Annotated in this window: 13 protein-coding genes and 1 tRNA gene; 8 read left to right on the top strand and 6 right to left on the bottom strand. The window is 37.2% G+C overall.

Annotation, left to right across the window (positions count from 1 at the left end):
* The first annotated feature begins 18 nt into the window (after nucleotides 1–18).
* The 6 genes from sov (at nucleotide 19) to U0R11_RS11800 (ending at nucleotide 10,727) form a co-directional block, all read left to right on the top strand.
* Nucleotides 19–7,140, top strand: coding sequence for a T9SS outer membrane translocon Sov/SprA (gene sov / locus U0R11_RS11825; protein WP_406751882.1), 7,122 nt, complete (start codon nucleotides 19–21; stop codon nucleotides 7,138–7,140).
* A gap of 74 nt (nucleotides 7,141–7,214) precedes the next feature.
* Nucleotides 7,215–7,595 (top strand): glycine cleavage system protein GcvH, encoded by a 381-nt coding sequence (gene gcvH / locus U0R11_RS11820; protein ID WP_406751881.1) that lies wholly within the window; start codon nucleotides 7,215–7,217, stop codon nucleotides 7,593–7,595.
* Nucleotides 7,596–7,639: 44 nt separating this feature from the next.
* The gene (locus U0R11_RS11815; protein ID WP_406751880.1) at nucleotides 7,640–8,923 is read left to right on the top strand and encodes a dihydroorotase; all 1,284 of its coding nucleotides are present in this window, start codon (nucleotides 7,640–7,642) and stop codon (nucleotides 8,921–8,923) included.
* Between the two features lies 1 nt (nucleotide 8,924).
* A complete protein-coding gene (locus U0R11_RS11810) occupies nucleotides 8,925–9,446 on the top strand; it encodes a hypothetical protein (protein WP_406751879.1) in 522 nt (173 codons plus the stop codon).
* Between the two features lie 4 nt (nucleotides 9,447–9,450).
* Nucleotides 9,451–9,996: a DUF4199 domain-containing protein gene (locus U0R11_RS11805; RefSeq protein WP_406751878.1), complete on the top strand. Its 546-nt coding sequence runs from the start codon at nucleotides 9,451–9,453 to the stop codon at nucleotides 9,994–9,996.
* 5 nt (nucleotides 9,997–10,001) lie between these two features.
* Complete coding sequence (locus tag U0R11_RS11800; RefSeq protein ID WP_406751877.1) at nucleotides 10,002–10,727, top strand: ABC transporter permease; 726 nt, start codon at nucleotides 10,002–10,004, stop codon at nucleotides 10,725–10,727.
* Here the strand turns inward: U0R11_RS11800 and U0R11_RS11795 are convergent.
* From U0R11_RS11795 to U0R11_RS11770, 6 genes are read right to left on the bottom strand one after another with little or no spacing between them, the layout of a single operon-like run.
* Complete coding sequence (locus U0R11_RS11795; RefSeq protein ID WP_406751876.1) at nucleotides 10,713–11,330, bottom strand: ABC transporter ATP-binding protein; 618 nt, start codon at nucleotides 11,328–11,330, stop codon at nucleotides 10,713–10,715. The two genes, U0R11_RS11800 and U0R11_RS11795, sit on opposite strands and share 15 nt — an antisense overlap.
* Nucleotides 11,331–11,341: 11 nt before the next feature.
* A complete protein-coding gene (gene lpxA, locus U0R11_RS11790) occupies nucleotides 11,342–12,112 on the bottom strand; it encodes an acyl-ACP--UDP-N-acetylglucosamine O-acyltransferase (protein WP_406751875.1) in 771 nt (256 codons plus the stop codon).
* Nucleotides 12,113–12,120: 8 nt separating this feature from the next.
* Entirely contained in the window at nucleotides 12,121–13,515 is a 1,395-nt protein-coding gene (locus U0R11_RS11785; protein WP_406751874.1) for a bifunctional UDP-3-O-[3-hydroxymyristoyl] N-acetylglucosamine deacetylase/3-hydroxyacyl-ACP dehydratase, read from the bottom strand.
* A 17-nt stretch (nucleotides 13,516–13,532) separates the two neighbouring features.
* Nucleotides 13,533–14,555: a UDP-3-O-(3-hydroxymyristoyl)glucosamine N-acyltransferase gene (gene lpxD, locus U0R11_RS11780; RefSeq protein ID WP_406751873.1), complete on the bottom strand. Its 1,023-nt coding sequence runs from the start codon at nucleotides 14,553–14,555 to the stop codon at nucleotides 13,533–13,535.
* 46 nt (nucleotides 14,556–14,601) lie between these two features.
* Nucleotides 14,602–15,846 (bottom strand): HD domain-containing protein, encoded by a 1,245-nt coding sequence (locus U0R11_RS11775; RefSeq protein WP_406751872.1) that lies wholly within the window; start codon nucleotides 15,844–15,846, stop codon nucleotides 14,602–14,604.
* A 3-nt stretch (nucleotides 15,847–15,849) separates the two neighbouring features.
* Nucleotides 15,850–16,563 (bottom strand): DUF1003 domain-containing protein, encoded by a 714-nt coding sequence (locus tag U0R11_RS11770; RefSeq protein WP_406751871.1) that lies wholly within the window; start codon nucleotides 16,561–16,563, stop codon nucleotides 15,850–15,852.
* Between the two features lie 116 nt (nucleotides 16,564–16,679).
* Here U0R11_RS11770 and U0R11_RS11765 point away from each other — a divergent pair.
* Nucleotides 16,680–16,753 (top strand) — tRNA-Ile (locus tag U0R11_RS11765).
* Nucleotides 16,754–17,077: 324 nt separating this feature from the next.
* A partial coding sequence (locus tag U0R11_RS11760) for an Ig-like domain-containing protein (protein WP_406751870.1) occupies nucleotides 17,078–23,351 on the top strand: 6,274 nt, incomplete at its 3' end.

Raw genomic sequence — 23,351 nt, 5'->3', positions numbered from 1 at the left:
ATTGTTTCCCGAATAATTGTGCATAAACATTTTGCATCTCGTGTTCTGATTACTTGCATAGCATTTTTGCTACTTAATGGGGTAGTAAATGGGGCTTATGCTGATAAGAGTGCATTTATTGAGGAAGATACTACTTTAGAAAAAAGTGGGAAAAGACCTAGGTTCACTCTCAAGTCACCTACTCCATTTAGTATATTTCAACAAAGCCCAAAATCTCCTTTTTCGATCTATTCCATTAAAGGAGCTAAAAGTACTTTATCTTTTCTGGAACAAAATCAGTTAGTTCAATCTCAGCAATTAGGGAATATAGCGGTTCAACCTATCAGGCCATTTTCTTTTCAAGAATATGCCCGAGAGCAAGATGGGCAAGTCAACCGCAGTTTTTGGAATGCCTATTCCAAAAGTTTAGACGGAAGTAGTTCATTACAATCCCGCGGTCTTTTTCCTAAAATAGAATTACCTCCGGCTATTGACCGAATATTTGGAGGAAACGAGGTCTATTTTAAGCCCAATGGTAGTTTGTTATTGGATATTGGATATATGGGACAGTTTGTGGATAATCCTGCTATTCCAGTCCAATTGCGATATGTCGGAAATTTATTTTTTAATGAGCAAGCACAAATTAACTTTCAAGGAAAAATTGGAGAAAAACTGAATCTTAATACCAATTTTGATACTAAAGCAAGTTTTAACTTTCAAAATCAATTAAAACTAAATTGGAAAACTCAAGAAGAAGATATTCTACAAAATATTGAATTGGGAAATACATCGTGGACACTGAATTCCCAATTGATTCCTGGCGTTCAAAATTTGTTTGGTTTAAAGACATTAATGAGATTTGGAAATTTGGATGTGACGGTTGTTGCAGCTCAACAACGTTCCAAACAAGATTGTATCACGTTAAAAGGAGGAACTCAAGGTAAATCTTTTGAAATACGAGCAGATCAATACGATGAAAATCGACATTTCTTCTTGTCAAGCTATTTTAGAAATCAATATGAGCAAGCATTGAAGAATGTGCCCATGCTTTCTTCTGGAATTTCTATTACTCGTGTAGAAGTATATGTTACCAATAGAACACAAAGTACCGAGACGCTTCGAAACTTAATTTCTCTCTCAGATTTAGGAGAATCTGCTCCATATAGTGCCAATAACCTAACTTTAAGTCCCATTATTCCCAATCAACCTGTTGACAATAGAAATAATGGATTATATGCTAAGTTGGTGAATGACGCTGAAATAAGAAAATCGGATCAGGCTTCTTATCGTTTGGAGTCAGCCTATAATTTACAGAGAGGGACTGACTTTGATATGTTGAAGGGAGCCAAGCGATTGAATGAAAGGGAATTTAAATTTCATCCAACCCTAGGTTATTTATCCTTGGTTTCTCCTTTAAGAAATGACGAAGTTTTGGCTGTAGCTTATGAGTACACCTTGAATGGGAGAAAGTACAAAGTTGGCGAGTTAACAGAGGATTATCAAGCTCGTAGAGATGATGAGGTGTTGGTACTTAAAATGTTAAAGTCGTCTACCATCCGTAATAATTTGTATCACCCTATGTGGGATTTAATGATGAAGAATATTTATTCATTGAATACCAATGGTTTAGCTAAGCAAAATTTTCAATTACGGATTGTTTATAAGGATGACGCCACAGGTATAGACAATTCCAATTTGATTGAAGGAGAAAAATTGAAGGATATTCCTTTGGTGAAAGTATTGGGATTGGACAAACTGAATTTTGCAGGTGATCCGCAACCCGATGGAAATTTTGACTTTGTTGATGAATTAACCATTGATGCTAAAAATGGACGTATTATTTTTCCTGTTTTAGAACCCTTTGGTCGGAATTTAAAATCTAATTTTGGACCTTCAGAATCTAATTTGGAAAGTAAATATGTTTTTGATGAGTTATATCGAAAAACCCAGTCCGATGCTTTACAATTAGCAGGAAAAAATAAATTTTTTCTAAAAGGGTCATTCCAGTCTGGGATGGGCAGCGATATCATGTTACCATTTGGTGTGGAAGCGAAATCGGTTACGGTTTCTGCCGGTGGTCAATTACTTACTTCAGGTACAGATTTCATTGTAGAAGGAATGTCTGGAAGATTGAAAATCATCAATGAAAGTATCTTTTCTTCAGGTAGAGAGTTGAAGATTTGTTATGAAAAGCCTGATTTGTTTTCCAATCAAGTGCGTACCTTATTGGGTACTCGATTGGATTATAATTTAGGTTCTGATTTTCATTTAGGAGCCACCTTCCAAAATATGAGTGAAAGTCCACCGGCATTTTTTCGTCGTGTGGCTATTGGGAATGAACCGGTAAATAATACCTTGATTGGATTTGATGCCAGTTTATTTCGTAAATCGATGGCGCTAACCCGAGCTTTAGATGCTTTGCCGATTGTATCGACAAAAGAGGCATCGGTCATTGATTTTCAAGGAGAGGTAGCCAAATTAATTCCTAATGTTAATGATCGCGTTCAAGGAAATGCTTTTATTGATGATTTTGAGGCAGCACGTGTGGTATATAATTTTTCTTCTCAACCGACACTTTGGAAACCAGCTTCAACACCCAAGGAATTTATCGTTGGTAATCCACGAGATTTAACTTCAAATTTTAAGCGTGCTAAGATTTCAGCCTACAATGTAGACGCTAGTATTTATGGCCAAGGAGGCTTTGGTTTAGATGTTCCTGGTATAGATCCTAATAAAGTAAATGCCTATGCCTATGAAAGGGTGGTTACTCCGAAAGGATTATTTCCCAATAAAGACTTTGCTAACAATATTACCAATTTACCTCTAGGGGTATTAGATGTTGCTTATTTCCCACAAGAGCGAGGTATCTATAATTTCAATACAGACATGACAGCCAAAGGATTGTTGGCAGGAGATCCTAAGAATAATTTTGGGGCTATCACTCGAGCTATCAATTCAGATACAGATTTTGATAATGCCAATGTAGAGCAGATTGAATTTTGGTTAATGAATCCATTTGTTGCCGGTGAACAAGGGAAGGTACGTGATGGTATTATTAACAAAAATAATGAAACAGGCGGGAAGCTTGTATTTCATTTAGGAGATATTTCAGAAGACTTTATTCCTGATGGTTTTTCCAACTTTGAAAATGGAATTCCAGCAGGTGAAAAAATCACCTCTGGCCCTTCACAGAATGTCGAGGTTACCCAATGGGGGATAGCACCCAAAAGGCAATTTGTCATCAATGCATTTGATAATCAAGCAGGTAGGTCTACGCAAGATGTTGGGTTGGATGGATTATCCAATCAGGTTTCTGAAGGGACCACTGTTTCAGAGGAAACTTATTTCAAAGAGTATTTAAATCAAGTACGAACTAAAGTTACGGATCAAACTGCTCTTACTAAAATAGTTAAAGATCCGGCAGGTGACGATTTTGATTACTATTTGAATGAGAAGTTTAACGGAACAGAAAGTTTAATTGAGCGCTACAAGAACTTTATGGGGCTTGAAAATAACTCTCCCACAACGGATAACCCAAGTAATACTAATTTTACGGAAGCCAATAGTATGGTTCCAGATCGAGAAGATTTGAATACCGATAATACGGTGAATGAAGTAGAATCGTACTTCAAATATGAAGTGGATTTGAAACCAGGGCAATTGGAAGTGGGTAAAGGCTACGTTGTGGATCGTGTGACTGAAAATGGGGTCGATTGGTATTTATTCCGTATTCCAATCAAAGATAAACCTACGGCAGTAGGTGGAATGAACAGTTTTAAATCCATTCGTTTTTTCCGCATGTTGCTGACTCAATTCCAAGAGCCAGTGGTATTGCGTTTTGCTCAATTACAGCTTTCTGGCTATTCTTACCGTAAGTTTTTAGGTGATTTGGACAAGAAAAATGGAGTGGATCTTCCTGAACCATATGATGCTAAGTTTAAAGTTTCTTCTGTGAATATTGAGGAAAACGGACCTGCTTTTAAAGGAACTAACACGATTCCTTATGTCGTTCCACCAGGTTTTGTACGTGATCAAGATATCACGACCATAAATAATGCTCGTTTAAATGAGCAATCGATGAGTTTATGTGTGGATAATTTACGTCCGGGGGATGCTCGAGCGGTATTTAAAAATACCAGTTTTGACTTCATCAATTATAAACGACTACGCATGTTTGTATCCATGCAAAGTCAAGAACAAATCAATGGCAAAGTTGCTGCATTTATAAGAATTGGTACGGATTTGACGGATAACTACTATGAAGTTCAATCTGTGGGATTGACTCAAACTCAAAAAGGTCAAAGTTTGGACTTGGAAATTTGGCCAATGGAAAATGAGTTTGATATTGAGTTTGACTTATTAAAGCGTGCCAAAATGGAGCGAGATAAGCAAGGGAAAACGTTGAATGAACGTTTCTCCATTCTTATGACTAGTTCATCAGGAAAGCAATATCTAGTGACTGTTATGGGCCGACCAGATCAAAGTGCTAGTATGACCATGATGATTGGTATGCGTAACATCAGCACGGATGGGCCAAAGAGTTTTTGTATATGGGTGAATGAATTAAGAGCTTCAGATTTTGATCAAACATCGGGAGAAGCTGCAGTAGGTAAATTAGGATTAAAATTGGCTGATTTAGGAACCATCATGTTAAACGGAAGTTTCAAGAATTATGGTTTTGGAGGAGTTCAATCCAAGATATCTGAACGTTCTAGAGAGAATTACATCGAATATGGAATTACCGCAAATTTAAATTTGGAGAAGTTTTTGCCTGCCAATTGGGGTTTCCGAATTCCGTTCTTTATAACCTACGATAAACGCAATATCTCGCCTCAATTTGATCCATTAGATCCAGATATATTTTTATCTAATGCTTTGGAAACTAAAGGTGCGGGCTATGCTAAATTGGTGGAAGACAATACTGAACGTCGAGGTTTTAACTTCACCAATGTGCGAAAAGTCAAGAATAGCTTATCTAAACGGGCCTATTTGTGGGATTTTTCAAATTTCACATTCTCTTATGCCTATTCGGAGATGCTCAGAACGAGTACGATGATACATTCTTACCAGCAGTACAGCCAACGAGCTAGTATCTTATATTCATTCACAACGAATAGTGCATTTTGGGAGCCCTTTAACAAATGGAATACGAGTTCTTCTTGGTTGGATATCATCAAAGATTTTAATTTTAACTGGAAGCCTAGCTCTTTTACTGTTAGGGCTGAAATGGATCGTAGTTTTGTCAAAACTCAACTGAGAAATCAAGATTTAAATATCAATGGTGTAGCACCTCAATTTGAAAAGTATTGGTTCTTTAATCGGCAATATGCTTTGAATTGGAATTTGACCAAAAGCATCATTTTTAATTATAATACGATGGTTAATGCCATCATCGATGAGCCGTTCGGTGATATTGATACTCAAGCCAAACGAGATTCTGTGATGAACAACATTAAGTCATTTGGAAGAGCGAAGAACTTTGATCAGCAGGCTGGTATCGTTTGGCGATTACCTCTACAAAAGCTTCCGTTGACGGATTGGATGAATGCTGATTATACACACCGAATTGGTTATAATTATTATGCCAATTCATTCAATATACGTGATTCCTTGGATTTGCCTTTTGGAAATATTATTAAAAATACGAGGGAAAGAGCTATTAGTGGAAAAGTGGATTTTGTGTCTTTATACAATCGAATTCGAGCATTACGTTGGGCTAATACACCAGCAGCAACGGGAAAAAATGTGGCTAGAAATCCCGGTGATGAGGAAGAAATTGCCATTCCAAGTAAATCGGTCTTAAAAACCTTTGCTCGTTTATTTTTAACGCTAAGGGGTATTCAGGTGAATTATTCTGTCAATGAATCTACGACATTACCTGGTTTCTTACAGCAACCAGGGCTGTTTGGATTGAATGGTAATACCTCAGCGCCTGGTTTGGATTTTGTTAGTGGTGGCCAAGATGATGGTATTCGTTTTAAAGCAGCTCAGGAAGGTTGGTTAACCAAGAGTACCGTTCAAAATGTACCATTTACTCAATTACGAAATACTAAATTTAGTTATATCACTCAATTGGAACCCAATAAGGATTTACGTATTCAATTGGAAGGTAATTATAATCGAGGTGATAATTATCAGGAGTTTTTTAGACCTACCGCAGTAGGAGGTAAGTTTGTAAGTCAGAATCCATTAAGATCGGGTAATTATTCGATGTCCTTTTTATCCTTTTTAACTGCTTTCAAAGACCCCCAATTGGTTTTTGATGAATTTAGAAGTAACCGAGAAGTTTTATTGGCACGTCTAAATAGAGCCAAGGCGGCGGATGGTAGTTATAATATCAATTCTCAAGATGTATTGATTCCGTCCTTTTTTGCGGCATATTCTGGAGTTTCAGCACAAACAGTTAAATATTCACCTTTTTATGATATTCCATTACCTAACTGGAAAGTGGATTACAACGGTATAAATTTAATGCCTTGGTTGAAAAAGAAATTCAGCTCATTTACCATAACACACATGTATTCTAGTACGTATAATGTGGGTAATTTTATTTCTTCTTTGGAATATGGTCAATTCGAAAATGACTACGTTAACCTAACCTTAAATAGTTTATTGTATCCATTATCGTCCCGTTTTGATCCCCAAACCAATACATTAATTCCAGTTTATGTGATGAGCACGATCTCTTTCTCAGAAAGATTTTCGCCATTAATTGGCTTTAATGCCATTACTAAAAGTAGGGTATCCTTGCGTTTGGAATATAATCAAGACCGAAATGTCGGGTTGAATTTGTCGAATTCTCAGGTAGCAGAATTATCCAATAAAGACTTTACTGTTTCCATCGGTTTTACCAGAGCGAATATGTTGATACCTTTTAAAATCAATGGTGCTTTTGTTCGACTACCGAATGATTTGAGGTTTAATATGAATTTAACCATTCGAGATACCAGGACTTTACAAAGAAAATTGGATGCAGAGACGATTGTAACCCAAGGATTTATCAATTTCCAATTTAGACCTCAGATAACTTATTCCATCAATAATAAGTTATCAGTCACGGCTTACTTCGATAAGATGATGAATAATCCATTGGTTTCGAATTCATTTTATCGTTCTACAGTGGCTGGAGGATTCCAGATACGATATAGTTTATCTGAATAGCAAAAAGGATGTAAATTCGATTTGCAAAAAATGATAACTTTATTGACCTTTGTGTAACAAATTAAAATAAGAATATGAATTTTCCAGATCAATTAAAATATACCCAAGAGCACGAGTGGATTCGTTTAGAAGGAGATGTAGCTGTCGTAGGAATTACTGATTTCGCACAAAGTGAATTAGGAGATATCGTTTTTGTTGAAGTGGAAACAATAGGCAAGAATATCGCTAAAGATGGTGTATTTGGAACAGTGGAAGCTGTGAAAACAGTTTCTGATTTGTTTTTACCTGTTGCAGGAGAAGTAATCGAGTTTAATACAGCATTAAATAATAGCCCAGAATTAATCAACTCAGATCCGTATGGTGAAGGTTGGATCGTGAAATTAAAACCAAGTAATGTTGGTGATTTATCCGAATTAATGGATGTGGCCACCTATAAATCATTCGTTGCACATTGATTTTAAAACCCTGATTTTCAGGGTTTTTTTTTATACCAAAAGCCATGCGCATTTTATTTAAGTCCGTTTTAATTTTAGATAGTACTTCGAGCTATTTTCAACAAAAAGTTGATTTATTGGCTGAAAATGGATTTTGGAAGGAAATTGCACCGACTATCTCTGGTCCTGCTAATACACAGGTAGATGGTGAAAATTTGAGTTGGTATCCTTCTGTCATAGATCTACGTGTACATCATACTTTACCCGGAGGAGAATTTAAAGAAGATTGGAATTCCTTGAAATCCGCCGCATTGCGAGGTGGAGTTTTGGATTTGGCTCTATTACCTACTGGAAATCCAGTGCCTCAACAAGCGGAAGCGATCCAATTTATTGGGAATCAATCATCTGAGGTAAATTTTTATCCTATAGCACCACTGACCTTAGATAATCAAGGTGAGAATTTTACGGATCTATATGATTTACACCAAGCGGGCGCACAATGGTTTAGCCACGGTACGGGTTCATTGCAGAATACAGATTTGATGGTCAAATGTTTACAGTATCTACAAACATTACCTGTAACCATGGTTACCAGACCTAATACAGATGGATTATCTCTTTATGGACAAATTCATGAGGGCTTGCAAAGTACATTGATGGGATTAAAAGGTATTCCTGTTTTAGCGGAAACCTTGTCCATCAATCGGGATTTGGATTTATTAAGATATGTACAAAGTAATAGTTTCGGGAATGGTAGTGAAGGATTTAGACTTCATTTTTCCTGTTTATCAAGTAGAGAATCCGTAGAATTAATACGACAAGCAAAACAAGATGGATTGCCAGTTTCTTCAGATGTAGCTATCCATCAATTGATATTTACAGAATCAGATTTAGCTGATTTTGACACGAATAAAAAGGTTAATCCTCCATTTAGAACCAATGATGATCAGGATGCACTTTGGGATGGTTTACAAGATGGAACAATAGATGCTATTGTATCTGATCATCACCCTATTGAAATAGAATTGAAAGCGATTGAGTTTGATCAAGCAAGTTTTGGAATTGTAGGCTTAGAAACACTTTTGCCTGCACTTTTACAAGCTGCAACACATAGAAATATTTCTAGCGTTGATTCGTGGATTCATCATAGACCAGCTAAATTAGTAGGAATTGATGCTACGACATTGTCTGTGGGTCAGGTTTGTAAGGGTGTTTTGGTAGCAGAGAAGAAGGTCGAATACCAGGAATCCATGATTTTAAGTAAATCGAAAAATTCTGGATTTTTGAATCACTCTTTTGACCACCAAATAGTAGGAGTGGTTAATGGTTCATTTTATACCTCATTTTAATATGTTTTTAAACCTTAAACGCTTGCCAGAATTGGTCATAGCTGCCCTTGTTGTATTGGGCCTAATTTTGGTTTATTGTTATGTATTATACCAAAATGAAATTATACCAATTGGAGGTAAAAAGGCACCTAGTTATGTGATTGTCTTATTATTTCAGTGGTTTTTGGTGCAAAGGGCCTTAAAGCAAAATACGAATCATTCCGTTCATTTTCTGCACTTGTTTGTGTTTCAATATGTCTTTGTGATCATAGTCGGTATATTAACATTTAGTTTTTTTCATTGGTTTTTTCAATCAAATGCTGGTTTAGATATATTAAATGAATATATTCGATTAAGCTTAGTTGAACTAGCTCAATATCAAGAGGTTATCGTTCAACAAGAAGGACAAACTTATTTTTTAGAATTGAAAAATAGTATATCACATATTAATGCATTTAGCATTGCTAAGGATGACTTTTTTCAGAAAATAGCTTTATCATTTTTACCCAATCTACTTATTTCTCTATACTACAAACGTTCTTAAATCTATGGAAAATCAATCCGAATCTACACCTTCATCCTCGCTTCTTGCTTTAAAATGGGGCTTAATTGGAGGAACATTAAGTTTTTTATTTACCTTATTAACCAAGTATATTGGATTAGAAGATCAATTTTCTGAATCTCTAGGTTGGATAACATTTTTGTCCACTTTAGTGATAAATATCTCTATTTTATTCCTCACATTGAAGGAATTTAGAGAGCAAAATGGCGGATACTTAGGGTATAGTCAGGGTTTGGGAGTATCTAGTTTGCTAGGGGCTATTTGGGGCTTAGCTGCTGGAGCTTATAATTATATTTATTTGAATTTCATTGATACAACGGTACTTCAAAAGCAAATGGATATTGCTCGTGAAAAGATGGAGGAGCAAGGATTAAGTGAAAGTCAAATTTCTGAAGCGATGAAAGTGTCCTCTATGATGATGGGACCAGGTGTACAATTTGTGTTAATTGTATTCATGTCTACTCTATTCTTATTTTTATTGGGATTAATTGTTTCTGCCATTTTAAAGAAAGAAAAACCATTTTTTGAGTAAAATTTATGTGGGCTATTGTTCAAAAAGAGTATCTATCCTTTTTCAGTTCATTTATTGGCTTAGGGCTTATGTTAGCTTTTTATATGCTGACAGGCCTTTATACCTGGGTATTTGAAGGAAATGTATTGGATTTTGGATTTGCTGAATTAAGTGTATTTTTTGAATTAGCACCTTGGTTTTTCTTGTTCTTTATTCCAGCATTGAGCATGCGTTTATTTTCGGAGGAATATGCTTTGAAAACATATGATTTGCTTCGATCTTTGCCCGTTTCAGATTGGGATATCTTGGTAGGAAAGGTCCTAGGAACATTTGCTGTCGTGCTTACTTCACTTATTCCTACGCTCTTTTTTGTGTATTCTTTGAGCCATTTAGGAAGTCCTGTTGGTAATTATGATTCAACATTGATTCTAGGGGGCTATATTTCTATTTGCTTATTGGGATTAGCCTTTGTGTGCTTAAGTGCCTTGGCATCTTCTTTAACTAACAAACAAGCCTTAGCATTTGTATTGGGCGTAGCTTTCAATTTTGTTTTTTGGCAAGGTCCTCAAGAACTAGCTTTAATTCCATTTTTCGCAAGTTTGGATATTGATTTATATAGTCTGAATTTTCATTATCGAAATATCTCTAAAGGAGTACTTGGATTAGCTGATATAGCTTATTTTTTGGGATTCAATTTCGTAGTATTAGGCCTACTGTTATTTCGACTGAAACGAAATTTATTTAAAGTCTAGGATCGAGATACGATGTTGACATAAATTAATCTCAGCTGCTTCATTTGATGCAATGATGATCAAGCGATTGCTTTGTTCCTTGATTTTTTGATAAAACCATTTTTTTGCTTTTTCATCCAAATTCGTCGTAGGTTCATCAAAGAATAAAAATGGTTTATTGGCCAATAGGGTTATTCCCAATTTGATTTTTTGCCGCATACCTGAGGAATAGTTCTTAATGAATTTATTCTTGTCTGGTTGTAATTCAATATATTGCTGAAAGAGATCTAAGCTAATTTGGGCAGGTAATGCTTTTAATTGAATGAGGAAGCTTATTAATTCAGATAAAGTAAATTCCTCAATTAATTCGACATAGGGGGCAGCATAAGCTACAAGTGAATGACATTGTTCAGCTTCAAAGCTGCTAAGGTTATCTTGGAGAAAGTTAACTTTACCTTTTGTTGGGAGGGAATATTGTGCTAAAATTCGAAGTAGGGTAGATTTTCCTGAACCATTGGGTCCTGTTAGAGCATAAGATTGGCCAGATTCAAATTCAAAGGAAAAGGAGCGAACGACCCATTCTTGACGGAATTTTTTTTCAACATGTTCGGCAAGAATTTTCATGAATTGAATTATTATCCTTTCATGATTCCACGTTCGGAGCTACGAATAAAGGAAAGTATCTCATCTCTTTCTAAAGAAGGGCTTATTTGTTCTTCGATTTCACTTAAGGCTGTTTGGATGTTCAGGCCTTTTTGATAGACATACCGATAGATTTCTTGTATATCAGCTATTTGACCATCTGTGAAATTTCTTCGGCGTAAACCTACCGAATTGATGCCAGCATATGTAAGCGGTTCTCTACCAGATTTGGTATAAGGTGGAACATCTTTACGAACGAGTGAGCCCCCTGAAATCATCACATGTTTACCGATACTGGCGAATTGATGAATGGCAGTAGATCCACCAATAATCGCATATTCACCTACAGTGACGTGTCCTGCCATTTGAACAGCATTGGCCAAAATACAATTGTCTGCAATTTGGCAATCATGAGCTATATGTACATAGGCCATGATTAAACAATTTTTCCCTATCACGGTTCGGTCCTTATCTACAGTACCCCGATTGATTGTGACACATTCTCGAATGGTGGTATTATCACCAATTTCAGCCGTTGTTTTTTCACCCCCAAATTTCAAGTCTTGAGGTATTGCGGATATCACAGCGCCAGGAAAAATGCGTACATTTTTACCGATGCGAGCACCTGGAAAAATAGTTACATTGGATCCAATCCATGTTCCATCACCGATTTCCACATCTCCGTGTATCATGGTAAATGGATCAATAGTCACATTTTGGCCAATTTTTGCGGATGGATCTATATGTGTAAGCGGATATGTCATAGGTAAAATTATGATTTTCTAACTAAACTAGCGGTCATTTCTGCTTCACAAACAACTTGTCCAGCTACATAAGCCTTTCCTGTCATTTTAGCAATTCCTCTTCTTATTGGTGAAATTAATTCGCAGCGAAAGATAACAGTATCTCCAGGAATTACGCTTCTTCTGAATCGACAATTTTCAATGCCCACTAAATAAGGCCAATAGTTTTCTGGATCTGGAACAGAACTTAACACTAAAATGCCTCCAGTTTGTGCCATGGCCTCTACCTGCATAACACCAGGCATAACGGGATTATTTGGGAAATGGCCCATGAAATAGCTTTCATTCATGGTTACATTTTTGATACCCACCACACTATTTTCATCCAAATAAGTGATTTTATCAATCATTTGGAATGGATATCGGTGAGGTAATAGCTCGTAAATACGTTCGTGAGAACATATAGGAGGTTGTTTAGGATCGTAAACAGGTACTTTATTTTTCTCTGTTTCAAGCATTAATTTCTTAATCTTTTTGGCCAATTCAACGTTTGAGGCATGTCCCGGTCTTGAGGCAAGAATCTGCGCTTTAATTGGTCTTCCCACTAAGGCTAAGTCGCCCATTACATCCAATAATTTATGGCGTGCCATTTCATTATTATAGTATAATTGGGTGTTATTGAGAATACCTACTTCTTTGGATATGCTTACTTTGGGTTTTCCCAGAACTTCTGATAAATGAGATAATTCATTTTCTGAATAGTCGCGATCAGCAATGACGATGGCATTATTTAAATCTCCACCTTTTATTAAACCTGCTTTATATAAGACTTCTAATTCATGCACAAAACAGAAAGTTCTGCACATAGCAAATTGTTCCTTAAATTGAGAAACGTGTGTCAAATTTGCGTGTTGACTGGAAAGAAATTTAGAATTATAATCCACCATGACAGCAATTCGGTAATCATTCAAGGGAAGTGCTGCCAATTCAATTCCTTTATCTAAATCCTTAAAACGAATTTCTTCAGGTAGTTCAAAGAATTTTCGATGAGCTTCTTGTTCTAATGGAATTGCGTCTTCTAAAGCTTCGACAAACTTGATGGAGCTACCATCCATGATCGGAGGTTCAGGACCGTCTAATTGTATCAGAATATTATCTATTTCCATACCCACCATAGCGGCCAAAACATGCTCAACCGTATTGATTCGTGCCCCGTTATGCTCGATTGTGGTACCTCTTGATGTATCTACAACATAGTCAACATCAGCATCTGCAATAGGTTGATCAGGTAAATCAATACGTTGAAACTTTATGCCGTGATTGGCAGGTGCTGGTAAAAATGTCATATTGGCTATTACGCCTGTATGGAGACCCACTCCGCTTAGAGTGACAGATTTACTAATGGTGTGTTGCTTATTGTTCATACGAATCTAATGTCCATTTACTCAACTTTCATTGCTTGATTTATTTTTTCAAACAAGTCTGGTAATTGACGAATAAGTGCATTTCTTTTTAAATAATCTACATTAGGGGAGGCTGGAGTGCCTCCTAGTGTTTGACCAGGAGTTTTAACGGTTTTTGTTACACCAGATTGTGCTGTAACAATGGTGTTGGAAGCAATACTAATATGTCCTGCTACGCCAACTTGTCCACCTATTAAACAATGATCTCCAATCTTTGTGGAACCCGAAACACCCACTTGAGCGGCTATGGCAGTATTTTTGCCAATTTCTACATTGTGGGCAATTTGTACTAAATTATCAATTTTGGAACCTTGACCAATTTTGGTTGAGCCCATGGTAGCACGGTCAATGGTGGTATTCGCACCAATACTGACATAATCTTCAATGAGTACATTGCCTAATTGTGGAATGCTTGTAAAGGTACCATCAGGTTGAGGAGCAAATCCAAAGCCATCTGAACCTATGACCGCATTCGCATGAATGATGCAGTGATTCCCAATTTTCGAATCTGAATAAATGATTGCTCCTGGGTATATGACGCAATTTTCCCCAATTTCAACATTAGCTCCTATACTGACGTTGTTCAATATTCGGGTACCTGAACCTATTTTCGCATTCCGATTAATACTGGAGAAAGTACCAACATATAGGTTTTCACCTAAAGTAGCACTAGGATCAATAAAAGAAGGTTGCTGAATCCCCGTTTCATTAGATGCTATCATTTCTTGGTATTTTTGTAATAATACCGTAAATGACAAATAGGGATTAGCCACGCGAATTAAAGTAGCTAAAGGTTTCTTTTTGAGTACTTGATCTTCTGAAATGATAATGGCAGTGGCCTTAGAATCATATAAAAATGCCTCGTATTTGGGGTTGGCTAAAAATGAAATAGTACCTGATTTCCCTTCTTCTATCTTGCTGAAATCAGATATAATATCAGCTCCATTCCCATCTACTGTTCCATGAATTAGTCCGGCAATTTGATCAACAGTAAATTTCATGCAGGGATGAATTGATTTTCAGGTAATAATGGAATTAGGTACACAATTAACGTAGTTCGCCTTGCAAATATACGCTCTTTGGGCAACAAAAATAGTATTTTTTTACAATCTTACTTAATGCTTGGATGGTCGGTAAGTCAGAAGCTTCGAGTAACTCGACCACATGACCTTGTTTATCGACCATTTTGATGGTATTGTCTCCTTGAATATAGGCGGCATTACTCGTTGAGCCATCTACCACAAAATATCCCACTTCATCTGCACTAATACCTAGGCTTTTTTGAATCATTTGCTCTATTTCCTGTTTTTTCGTTCTTGGAATAGGTTGACTCCCTAATTTACAAGTAAACAGTTTCCTTGTTAAAAATTGCTGGCAAAGGTTTTTTAAAATAATATCTTCGGCAGATTTCCAGCTTTTTATGGCAGCCCAAACGTCGTGGTCATCTAAATCAGTAAAAGCGACCAAAAGAGATTCTCTGGTAGAAAATTCTTCCCAAGTATATACTTTACTTAAAAAGGTAAATAGGGGTGTTGAACATTCTAATTGTATACCCGAATTAATTAAATATTTTGCTCTTCTTAGTATTTGTATCAACATGCTTTCGGCGGCAATAGCTGTTTTGTGTAAATAAACCTGCCAATACATGAGTCTTCGGGCCATCAAGAAATTTTCAATGGAATAAATCCCCTTTTCTTCCAAAACGAGCTTCTCATTCACTAAATCCAACATGGATAATAGCCTTTCTGAGCCGATGAATCCCTCTCTTACTCCTGTGTAAAAAGAATCTCTACTTAGATAATCTAAGCGATCTACATCCAATTGACTTGAAATCAATTGATGAAAAAATGGACGATGGTATTTGTCTGAAAACATTTGGATGGCAAGATCTAATTTACCTTCAAAATGTTTGTTTAAAGTGGCCATTAATAATTGGGAAATATCCTCATGGTGTACTTTTTCTAATAAGGAATATTCCAATACATGAGAAAATGGACCATGTCCTATATCATGTAATAAAATAGCAATTTCAGCAGCTTCTCTTTCATCATCTGATATGGAGTAACCTTTGGCCTGTAAATTATTTAAAGCTTGGTCCATCAAATGCATGGCTCCCAAGGCATGGTGGAAACGGGTATGATGTGCACCCGGATACACAAATTCGGCTAAACCTAGTTGTTTGATGCGTTTTAATCGCTGAAAATAGGGGTGATCAATGAGTTTTAATATGAACGGATTATTAATTTTAATAAATCCATAAATAGGGTCATTGATAATTTTAGTTGGGTACATAGTTTAGCGGACTTTCTTATCTTTTACCAAATTGGTTATTTCATTTAACATTTCAACTTGGATATTTTGTATTTCGAGTAATTCTTGTTGCTGATGAGTCATCAAATGATCTATTTTTTCGTTCAATAACCTGATTTCCAGTTCTGATTTTAAATTGATTAAATAATCTTTTTTGGATCTCTCTCGATCTCTTTCCTCTTGTCTATTTTGACTCATCATAATCACTGGTGCTTGCAGGGACGCAATACAGGATAAAATTAGATTCAATAGAATAAAAGGGTAGGGGTCAAAGCCTTGGTTTAAAAACAAATAGACATTAGCCAATATCCACAGGGCTAAAAATACGAAGAAGGAAATGATAAAACGCCAACTTCCTCCAAAGGAAGCTACTTTATCGGCAATTTTTTGACCAATAGTCAATTCCCCGAAGTCCTCCATATCCACCGCTTGGGTAATTAGTCGGTGGTCAGCTTCATTTTTCAAAACTACTTGTTCCAAGGCGGTTAAGTCGCCCGTTTCTTTTTTGAGGAAGTCCGACAAATAGATTTGACGAAAAATGTTCAATTCTGTTAGAGCTAAATTACTCTCTGATTTGAAATTTGGGTAATCTTTTTGAATAAGTTGTAAAATCCCTTCTTGTATATTATTCCCGTTGATCATTTCTGAGATTGGGTAAATTTTCTTGGATAAATCGCTGATAAAGGTTTTTGTTTTCATTGTTAAACTTGGAGTCTAGCTATCCAGATTGAACCTCAAATTATAAATTTATAAAGGAAATTAGTTAAAAAGCTCTTGATTATTTAATTTTGCAGCTCGTTGAAGCAATTCAATGCGGACTTGTAGCTCAGTTGGTTAGAGCATCTGACTCATAATCAGGGGGTCCATGGTTCGAGCCCATGCTGGTCCACCCCAACAAAAAAGCAATACCTTGGAAACGGGGTATTGCTTTTTTTAGTTTAAATCGATTAAATTCTGATTCCTTCTTCCACCAAAAAAATATTTTGAAATAGAAATAAGAGGAAAACTATTTCTTCAACGATGCCATTTTTCAATTATAATTAAATCCATGATTAAACTACTTGCTTCGTTTATTTGGTGGTAAATCGAAAATAATATTTTTTATTTTTTTTAGAAAAGAATGTTCTTAGTTTATAATTGAAGGCCTTTTTGTTAAATTATTTTAATAATTTTAAATATCATTACCTGTCGTTCTCTTGTAAATTTTTAATGTATGTTGCAAAAATCAGTACGGACGCTGTCCATATTGTATTTTGTGTTTTTGTCTTCTTTTGTTCCGGCTTTTGCACAATTTCCCCTTGATGTCCTAAATTTAACGGCCTCTTCACCCGCAAGTGTGGCTTTTTCTGTTAGAAAATTAAGTACTTCTTATACAGGAAAGATCATGCAAGTTCGAAGAGCTAGTGATCAAGCAACTGTCGATATTGGTTTTGATACAAATAATGAATTGAGTGGTTCAAGTATTTGTACTGTGGTATCTACTGGGACTTCTGGATTATCAATAGGAGCAACCTTATCTTTTTCTACTTTTTTTGCTGGAACAGATGTATTTGTAAGCATTTGGTATGATCAATCTGGTAATGGAAATAATTTAACTCAGTCAAGCTCGGCCAATCAGCCTCAAATTGTGAGTTCAGGAAGCATCATTTTGGAAAGCAATAAACCATTTATTCGTTTTTCAGGGACAGTTTCTGGTAATGATTTTAGATCATTAGCTCTTTCAAGTGCTGTGACGACCAACGGACAAATTATAAGCGTTAATAAATTTCAATCTAGCGGAAATGGATTTTTATTGGGAGATGCGACAACGAATAATTGGAATTCAAGTTCTTCCACTAATTTACTTTTCAGTGCTACATTAGCTTCTAGTTCCATTAGAAATGGATCGATTTATCAAAATGGAATCAATATTCCCCTAGCTTCGGCTGTTTGGAATACTACATTGGGAATAAATTCAGTACAAGCCCAAACAGCTAATTCAGGAACTTCTTGGGACAATATTGGTAGAGATCGCTTGAATGAACACACTACTGGAGGTGGCGGTTGGTCTGAGCTATTATCATTTCCGTCCAGTTTAAGTATGGAAGATCGGATTAAAGTTGAATTAACAGAAAACGCCTATTTTGGTATTCCTGTTTTAGAAGTAAATTCAACGGGGTTTTCAACTTGTTCTGAAAAATTTACGGTTAGTGGTAAAGGATTAACGGCAAATATGGTAATCACAGCACCTACAGGATATACAGTTTCTACTAGCCTTTCTGGAACATATACCGCTTCTGTAACCTTAACTCAATCAGGCGGAATTGTAAATGAAACTACCATTTATCTTAAGCAAACATCAGGAGGAGCTGGAAATGTAGTTATCTCTTCTACCGGTTTTACTAGTCAAAATTTAGCCATAGTTAATGCCATTCCAAACGCCCCAACTCAATCTGTTGGTAGTGTATCCAACAATCTACAATTTTCATACGCTTCATCAAACAGTTCGAGGGGATTGGTTTTTAATCCTCTAAATTCCTATTTGTATAGCCCCAAAGTAAGTGATGCCCCAGTAATTCAAATTTATTCTACCGCAGGAACACTTATTGCAGCCTCAAGTAGTATGCCGATTGGGGGACTTTCTAATAGTGCTATCTCTTCATTAACAATTGACAATTTGGGAAATGTGTATGTCATTATGCCCCAAGCCAATGGTGTTGTTAAAATGGAATATAGTACTAATACCTTGAGTGTTTTTGCTACTATAACCAGTCCGCAAGGCTCGGCTGTTGACAGTAATAATAATGTATATGTAACCACTACAGGGAATGTTATATACAAAATTTCACCAAGTGGGATAGTTTCAACTTTTTGTAATGATTCACAAATAAATAATGCTTTTGGTATATGTTTTGATCCTGATGGAAATATGTATGTGGCGAACCGAGGTGCGGCCAATATCTTAAAAATTAATTCTTCAGGTACTAGTGTATCTGTTTATGCCACTTCGGTCAATACCAACATTGCTGACCTAATTCGTGATTCTAATGGAAATTTGTATTATCCCATTTTTGCGAGTTCTATTATACGAAAAGTAGCAACAGATAGAACAATTTCATCATATGCTACGGGTATTACAACTCCACAGGGCATGACCTTTGATGCACAAGGATCAATCTATGTGGCAGGCAATGGGTCTTCTACTAAAAGCATCTATAAATTAACTCCCCCAAGTCCCAATTCTATTTGTGGTTCTGGTACCATGAATTTAGCTATTTCCGCTACTAGTGGACTAGTTGGCGATTGGTATTCAAATTCATCTGGCGGCTCAGCGCTTTTTACAGGAACTAATGCAATAACCACTCCATCTACCAGTACCCCACTTATTTATTATGTAGAAAGCCGTAATAGTACAACTGGATGTGTTTCCAATACTAGAACAAAAATTGTTGCCCCTGTCAATGGTCTTGAAAGTATAACAGCAGGAAGTGCTTGTGAAACAACTTCGGCTAATTTAGCTGCCATAGGTACCACAGGTACAGTAAAGTGGTATGATGCTTTAAGTGGTACAAATTTGTTGGGTAGTGGAGCAACCTTTTCTACTCCTTCACTTTCAGCAACTACAACTTTTTATGCACAAGCAGCTGCTACTAGTTGTTCAGAAAGTAGCAGAACTGCGGTTATAGCTACTAGCATTCCACGTCCAAGCATTACATTGTCCGCCATTGCTTCAGTTTATCGATCTGCAAGCAGTTTTTTAATTCCCTATTCTGCCACGACTAATTCCCCTGATCAGTATTCATTAACTACTGGAACTACCGCATTAAGTGGCTTTATGGCATTGACAAACTCGAGTTTGGTTTCTAGCCCAATTTCCGTCGGTATTCCCCTTAATTCAGCATTAAATACATATAATTTTAATTTTTCAGTTAGGAATTCAGGTACAGGTTGTATATCTCCTACGTCGACTTTTAATATGGTGGTAAATGACATTCCGCCTTCAGGATTGACTTATTCTACTCCAGCTACTTTTTATCGGGGAGAGAATGCAACAAGTATCAGTCCTACTGTCACAGGATCAAATATTGTTTATTCAATAAACCCAGCTTTACCAACAGGATTAGCCTTAGATGTTAATACTGGTATTATTAGTGGTACACCCACTAGTATTCTTGCTTCATCTACTTATGTGGTAACGGCCACCAATTCGGGAGGTTCTACTACATTTAATCTAAATCTAGGAGTTGTTCAAGGTGCTGCCTTAAAATTTATTATTACGGGTACTGGAACTCAAACAGCTGGTACATCACAAAATCTAACCATCACAGCTGTTGACGTTTTGGGAGATGCCGTTACAGCATATACAGGTGTTAAAAGTTTAGTATTTTCTGGAGCGAATAGTGCTTCGTCACCAATAACTGTACCCCAAATAGGAAGTACCGACTTTGGTGCAGCCACTAGTGTGACCTTCAGTAATGGAGTAGCAACAGCTACTTTAACATTATATAAAGCTGAAACAGCTGTTATTGTTGCTTCTCAAGGTGCAATTAATACAACAGGGGTTGATCGTTTGACAGTTATTGCTAGCCCATCTAGTGCAAGTAAATTTTTAGTCAGCTTAGCAAGTTCACAAACTTCAGGTACAGCGTTTACAGGAACAAATACCTTAACGGCACAAGATGCTTATGGCAATACGGTAACAGGCTTTAGTGCTGCCAGCAATAACGTAACAGTAACAGCTAGTTTAACAGGAAGCATTACAGGCTTAAGTGGCACGAATAAATTAAACAATGCGGGCGACTTTACATCCGGTGTAGCGAACTTAACGAACTTAGGTTTAATCTACACGGGAGCTTCCGGCTCAGGCACATTTACCTTTAGTCCAGTTACTGGAGCACCAGTAACATCTGGAGCGATTACGGTGAATTCAGGCGCAGCCACTAAATTGATTATCACAGGAACAGGCACCCAAACAGCGGGAGCAAGCCAAACGATTACAATCACAGCCAAGGATGCGAGTGGCAACACGGCAACGGGTTATACAGGCATCAAGTCGATCACGTTCAGTGGAGCGAATGCTTCATCAAGCCCAGCCACGAACCCAACGGTGGGGGGCACGAACGTTGGTACAGCCACGAGCGTGAGCTTCAGCAATGGAGTAGCCACAGCGAGCCTGAGCTTGTATCAAGTAGAATCAGCGGTCGTAGCAGCAACGGATGGAAGCATCAGTGCAGGGGCTGACCGTTTGAGTGTAGCAGTAAGCGCAGGATCATTCAGTAAATTGGCCGTTAGCTTAACGAGTCCACAAAATAGTGGAGTATTCTTTACAGGAGTAAATACTTTACAAGCCTTGGATGCTTATGGTAATTTAGTTTCGACTTTCAATGCGGCAGTAAATAATGTTACTGTTACGGTCAATACCTTGACGGGATCTGTAGCTGGTTTATCAGGAACCCATATATTGAATGCAAATACTGACTTCTCTGGAGGTGTGGCGAATTTGACCAGTCTTGGATTAAAATATTCTGGAACCATTGGAACAGGAACCTTTACATTTACTCCAGCCACAGGAACAGCAGTATCGAGTGCGAATGTTACGATAGGCGCAGGTTCTGCTAGCAAGTTCATCATTACAGGAACAGGCACCCAGACAGCAGGAGCAAGTCAAAACATCACGATTACAGCAAAAGATGCGAGTGGCAACACAGCAACAGGCTATACTGGAGTTAAGTCGATTACGTTCAGTGGAGCAAATCAATCCAATAGTCCAATCATAACACCAACCCTAGATGCTACGAATTTTGGATCAGCGGTGAGCTTGACTTTTACCGCGGGTGTAGCATCAGGTTCTATTATTTTGTACAAAGCTGAATCGGCAGCACTTAATGCTTCGGATGGTGTCATTAACTCGAATATAGGTGGAACATTGAATGTGACAGTTGGATCATCATCTATGACAAAATTGGCACTTAGTTTAACTAGTCCACAAATTAATGGAGCGGCTTTTACAGCATCGAACACCTTGACAGCCATGGATAATTATGGTAATACAGTAGTAGGCTTTGATGCGAGTGCAAATAATATAAGCCTGACGACAAGTTTATCAGGTAGTATTTCTGGATTGTCAGGAATAACTAAATTAAGTAATTCAGGGGACTTCATGAATGGAATAGCTAATTTAAGTAGCTTAGGTTTGAAGTACACAGGAACATCAGGTACAGGAACTTTTACGTTCACTCCAACAACAGGAACAGCAGTAACAAGTTCTACCATCACCATCAATCCGGGTTCCTCCAATAAATTTGTCATAATGGGGAGCGGAACACAGACAGCAGGAAGCATTCAAACGATTACAATAACAGCGAAAGATGCGCAAGGAAATACCGTAACCTCATATGTTGGAACGAAGAGTTTAACTTTCTCGGGAGCAAATAGTTCTACTTCACCAGTAACTGCACCCCAATTAGGAAGTACGGACTTTGGCACATCAACAAGTATTAACTTCAGCAATGGAGTAGCGACAGGAAACATGAGCTTATACAAAGTGGAGTCGGCTCTGATTAATGTAAATGACGGAAGCGTAACATCAAGTGGTGCTGGAGATTTAGCTGTAAGCGTAACGGTAGGGGCCTTTGCTAAGTTTAGTGTAGTTTTGGCTAGTCCTCAAATCAATGGAATAGCATTCATTGGAACCAATAGTTTAACAGCACAAGATGCTTATGGAAATACAGTAACAGGATTTAATGCATCTTCGAATAATGTACTAGTAACATCTAGCTTAACAGGAAGTATCACAGGATTATCTGGAACGAATAAATTGAATGGAGCAGGAGACTTTGTGAATGGAGTGGCGAACCTAAGCAACTTAGGTTTAAACTTTACTGGAACCTCAGGTTCAGGCACGTTTACCTTTAGTCCAATTACTGGGCCACCCTTTACTTCTGGATTGATTTCTGTGAATTCGGGAGCAGCCACAAAATTGCTTATCACTGGAACAGGTACACAAACCGCAGGTACTACACAAACAATTACGATCACCGCGAAAGACGCACAAGGAAATACGGTAACAACTTACACCGGAGCCAAGAGTTTAACGTTCTCAGGTGCAGCTAGTTCTTCTTCTCCTACCACAAATCCAACCGTAAATTCTACGGCATTTGGTACAGCAACATCCGTGACTTTCAGCAATGGAGTAGCCACGGCTACTTTAGGTCTTTACCATGCTGAATCCGCTACGGTGGCAGTTAATGATGGTTCATTGGCAGCGGCTGGTTCTGATCGATTAAGCATTACGGTGGGATCATCCAGCTTGAGTAAATTTGCCTTGAATTTTAATTCCCCACAAAGTAGTGGAGTGGCATTTACAGGAACAAATACCATTACCGCACAGGATGCCTATGGCAATACCGTAACAGGTTTTGATGCATCTACGAATCATGTAACAATAACAGCTAGCTTAACAGGAAGTATTACAGGTTTATCTGGTACCAATAAATTAAGTGGAGCAG

The organism is Aquirufa salirivi, from assembly GCF_045310485.1.
GTDB lineage: Bacteria > Bacteroidota > Bacteroidia > Cytophagales > Spirosomataceae > Aquirufa > Aquirufa salirivi.
The sequence above is the reverse complement of the archived record's forward strand: the minus strand, read 5'-3'. Positions and strand labels throughout refer to the sequence as shown.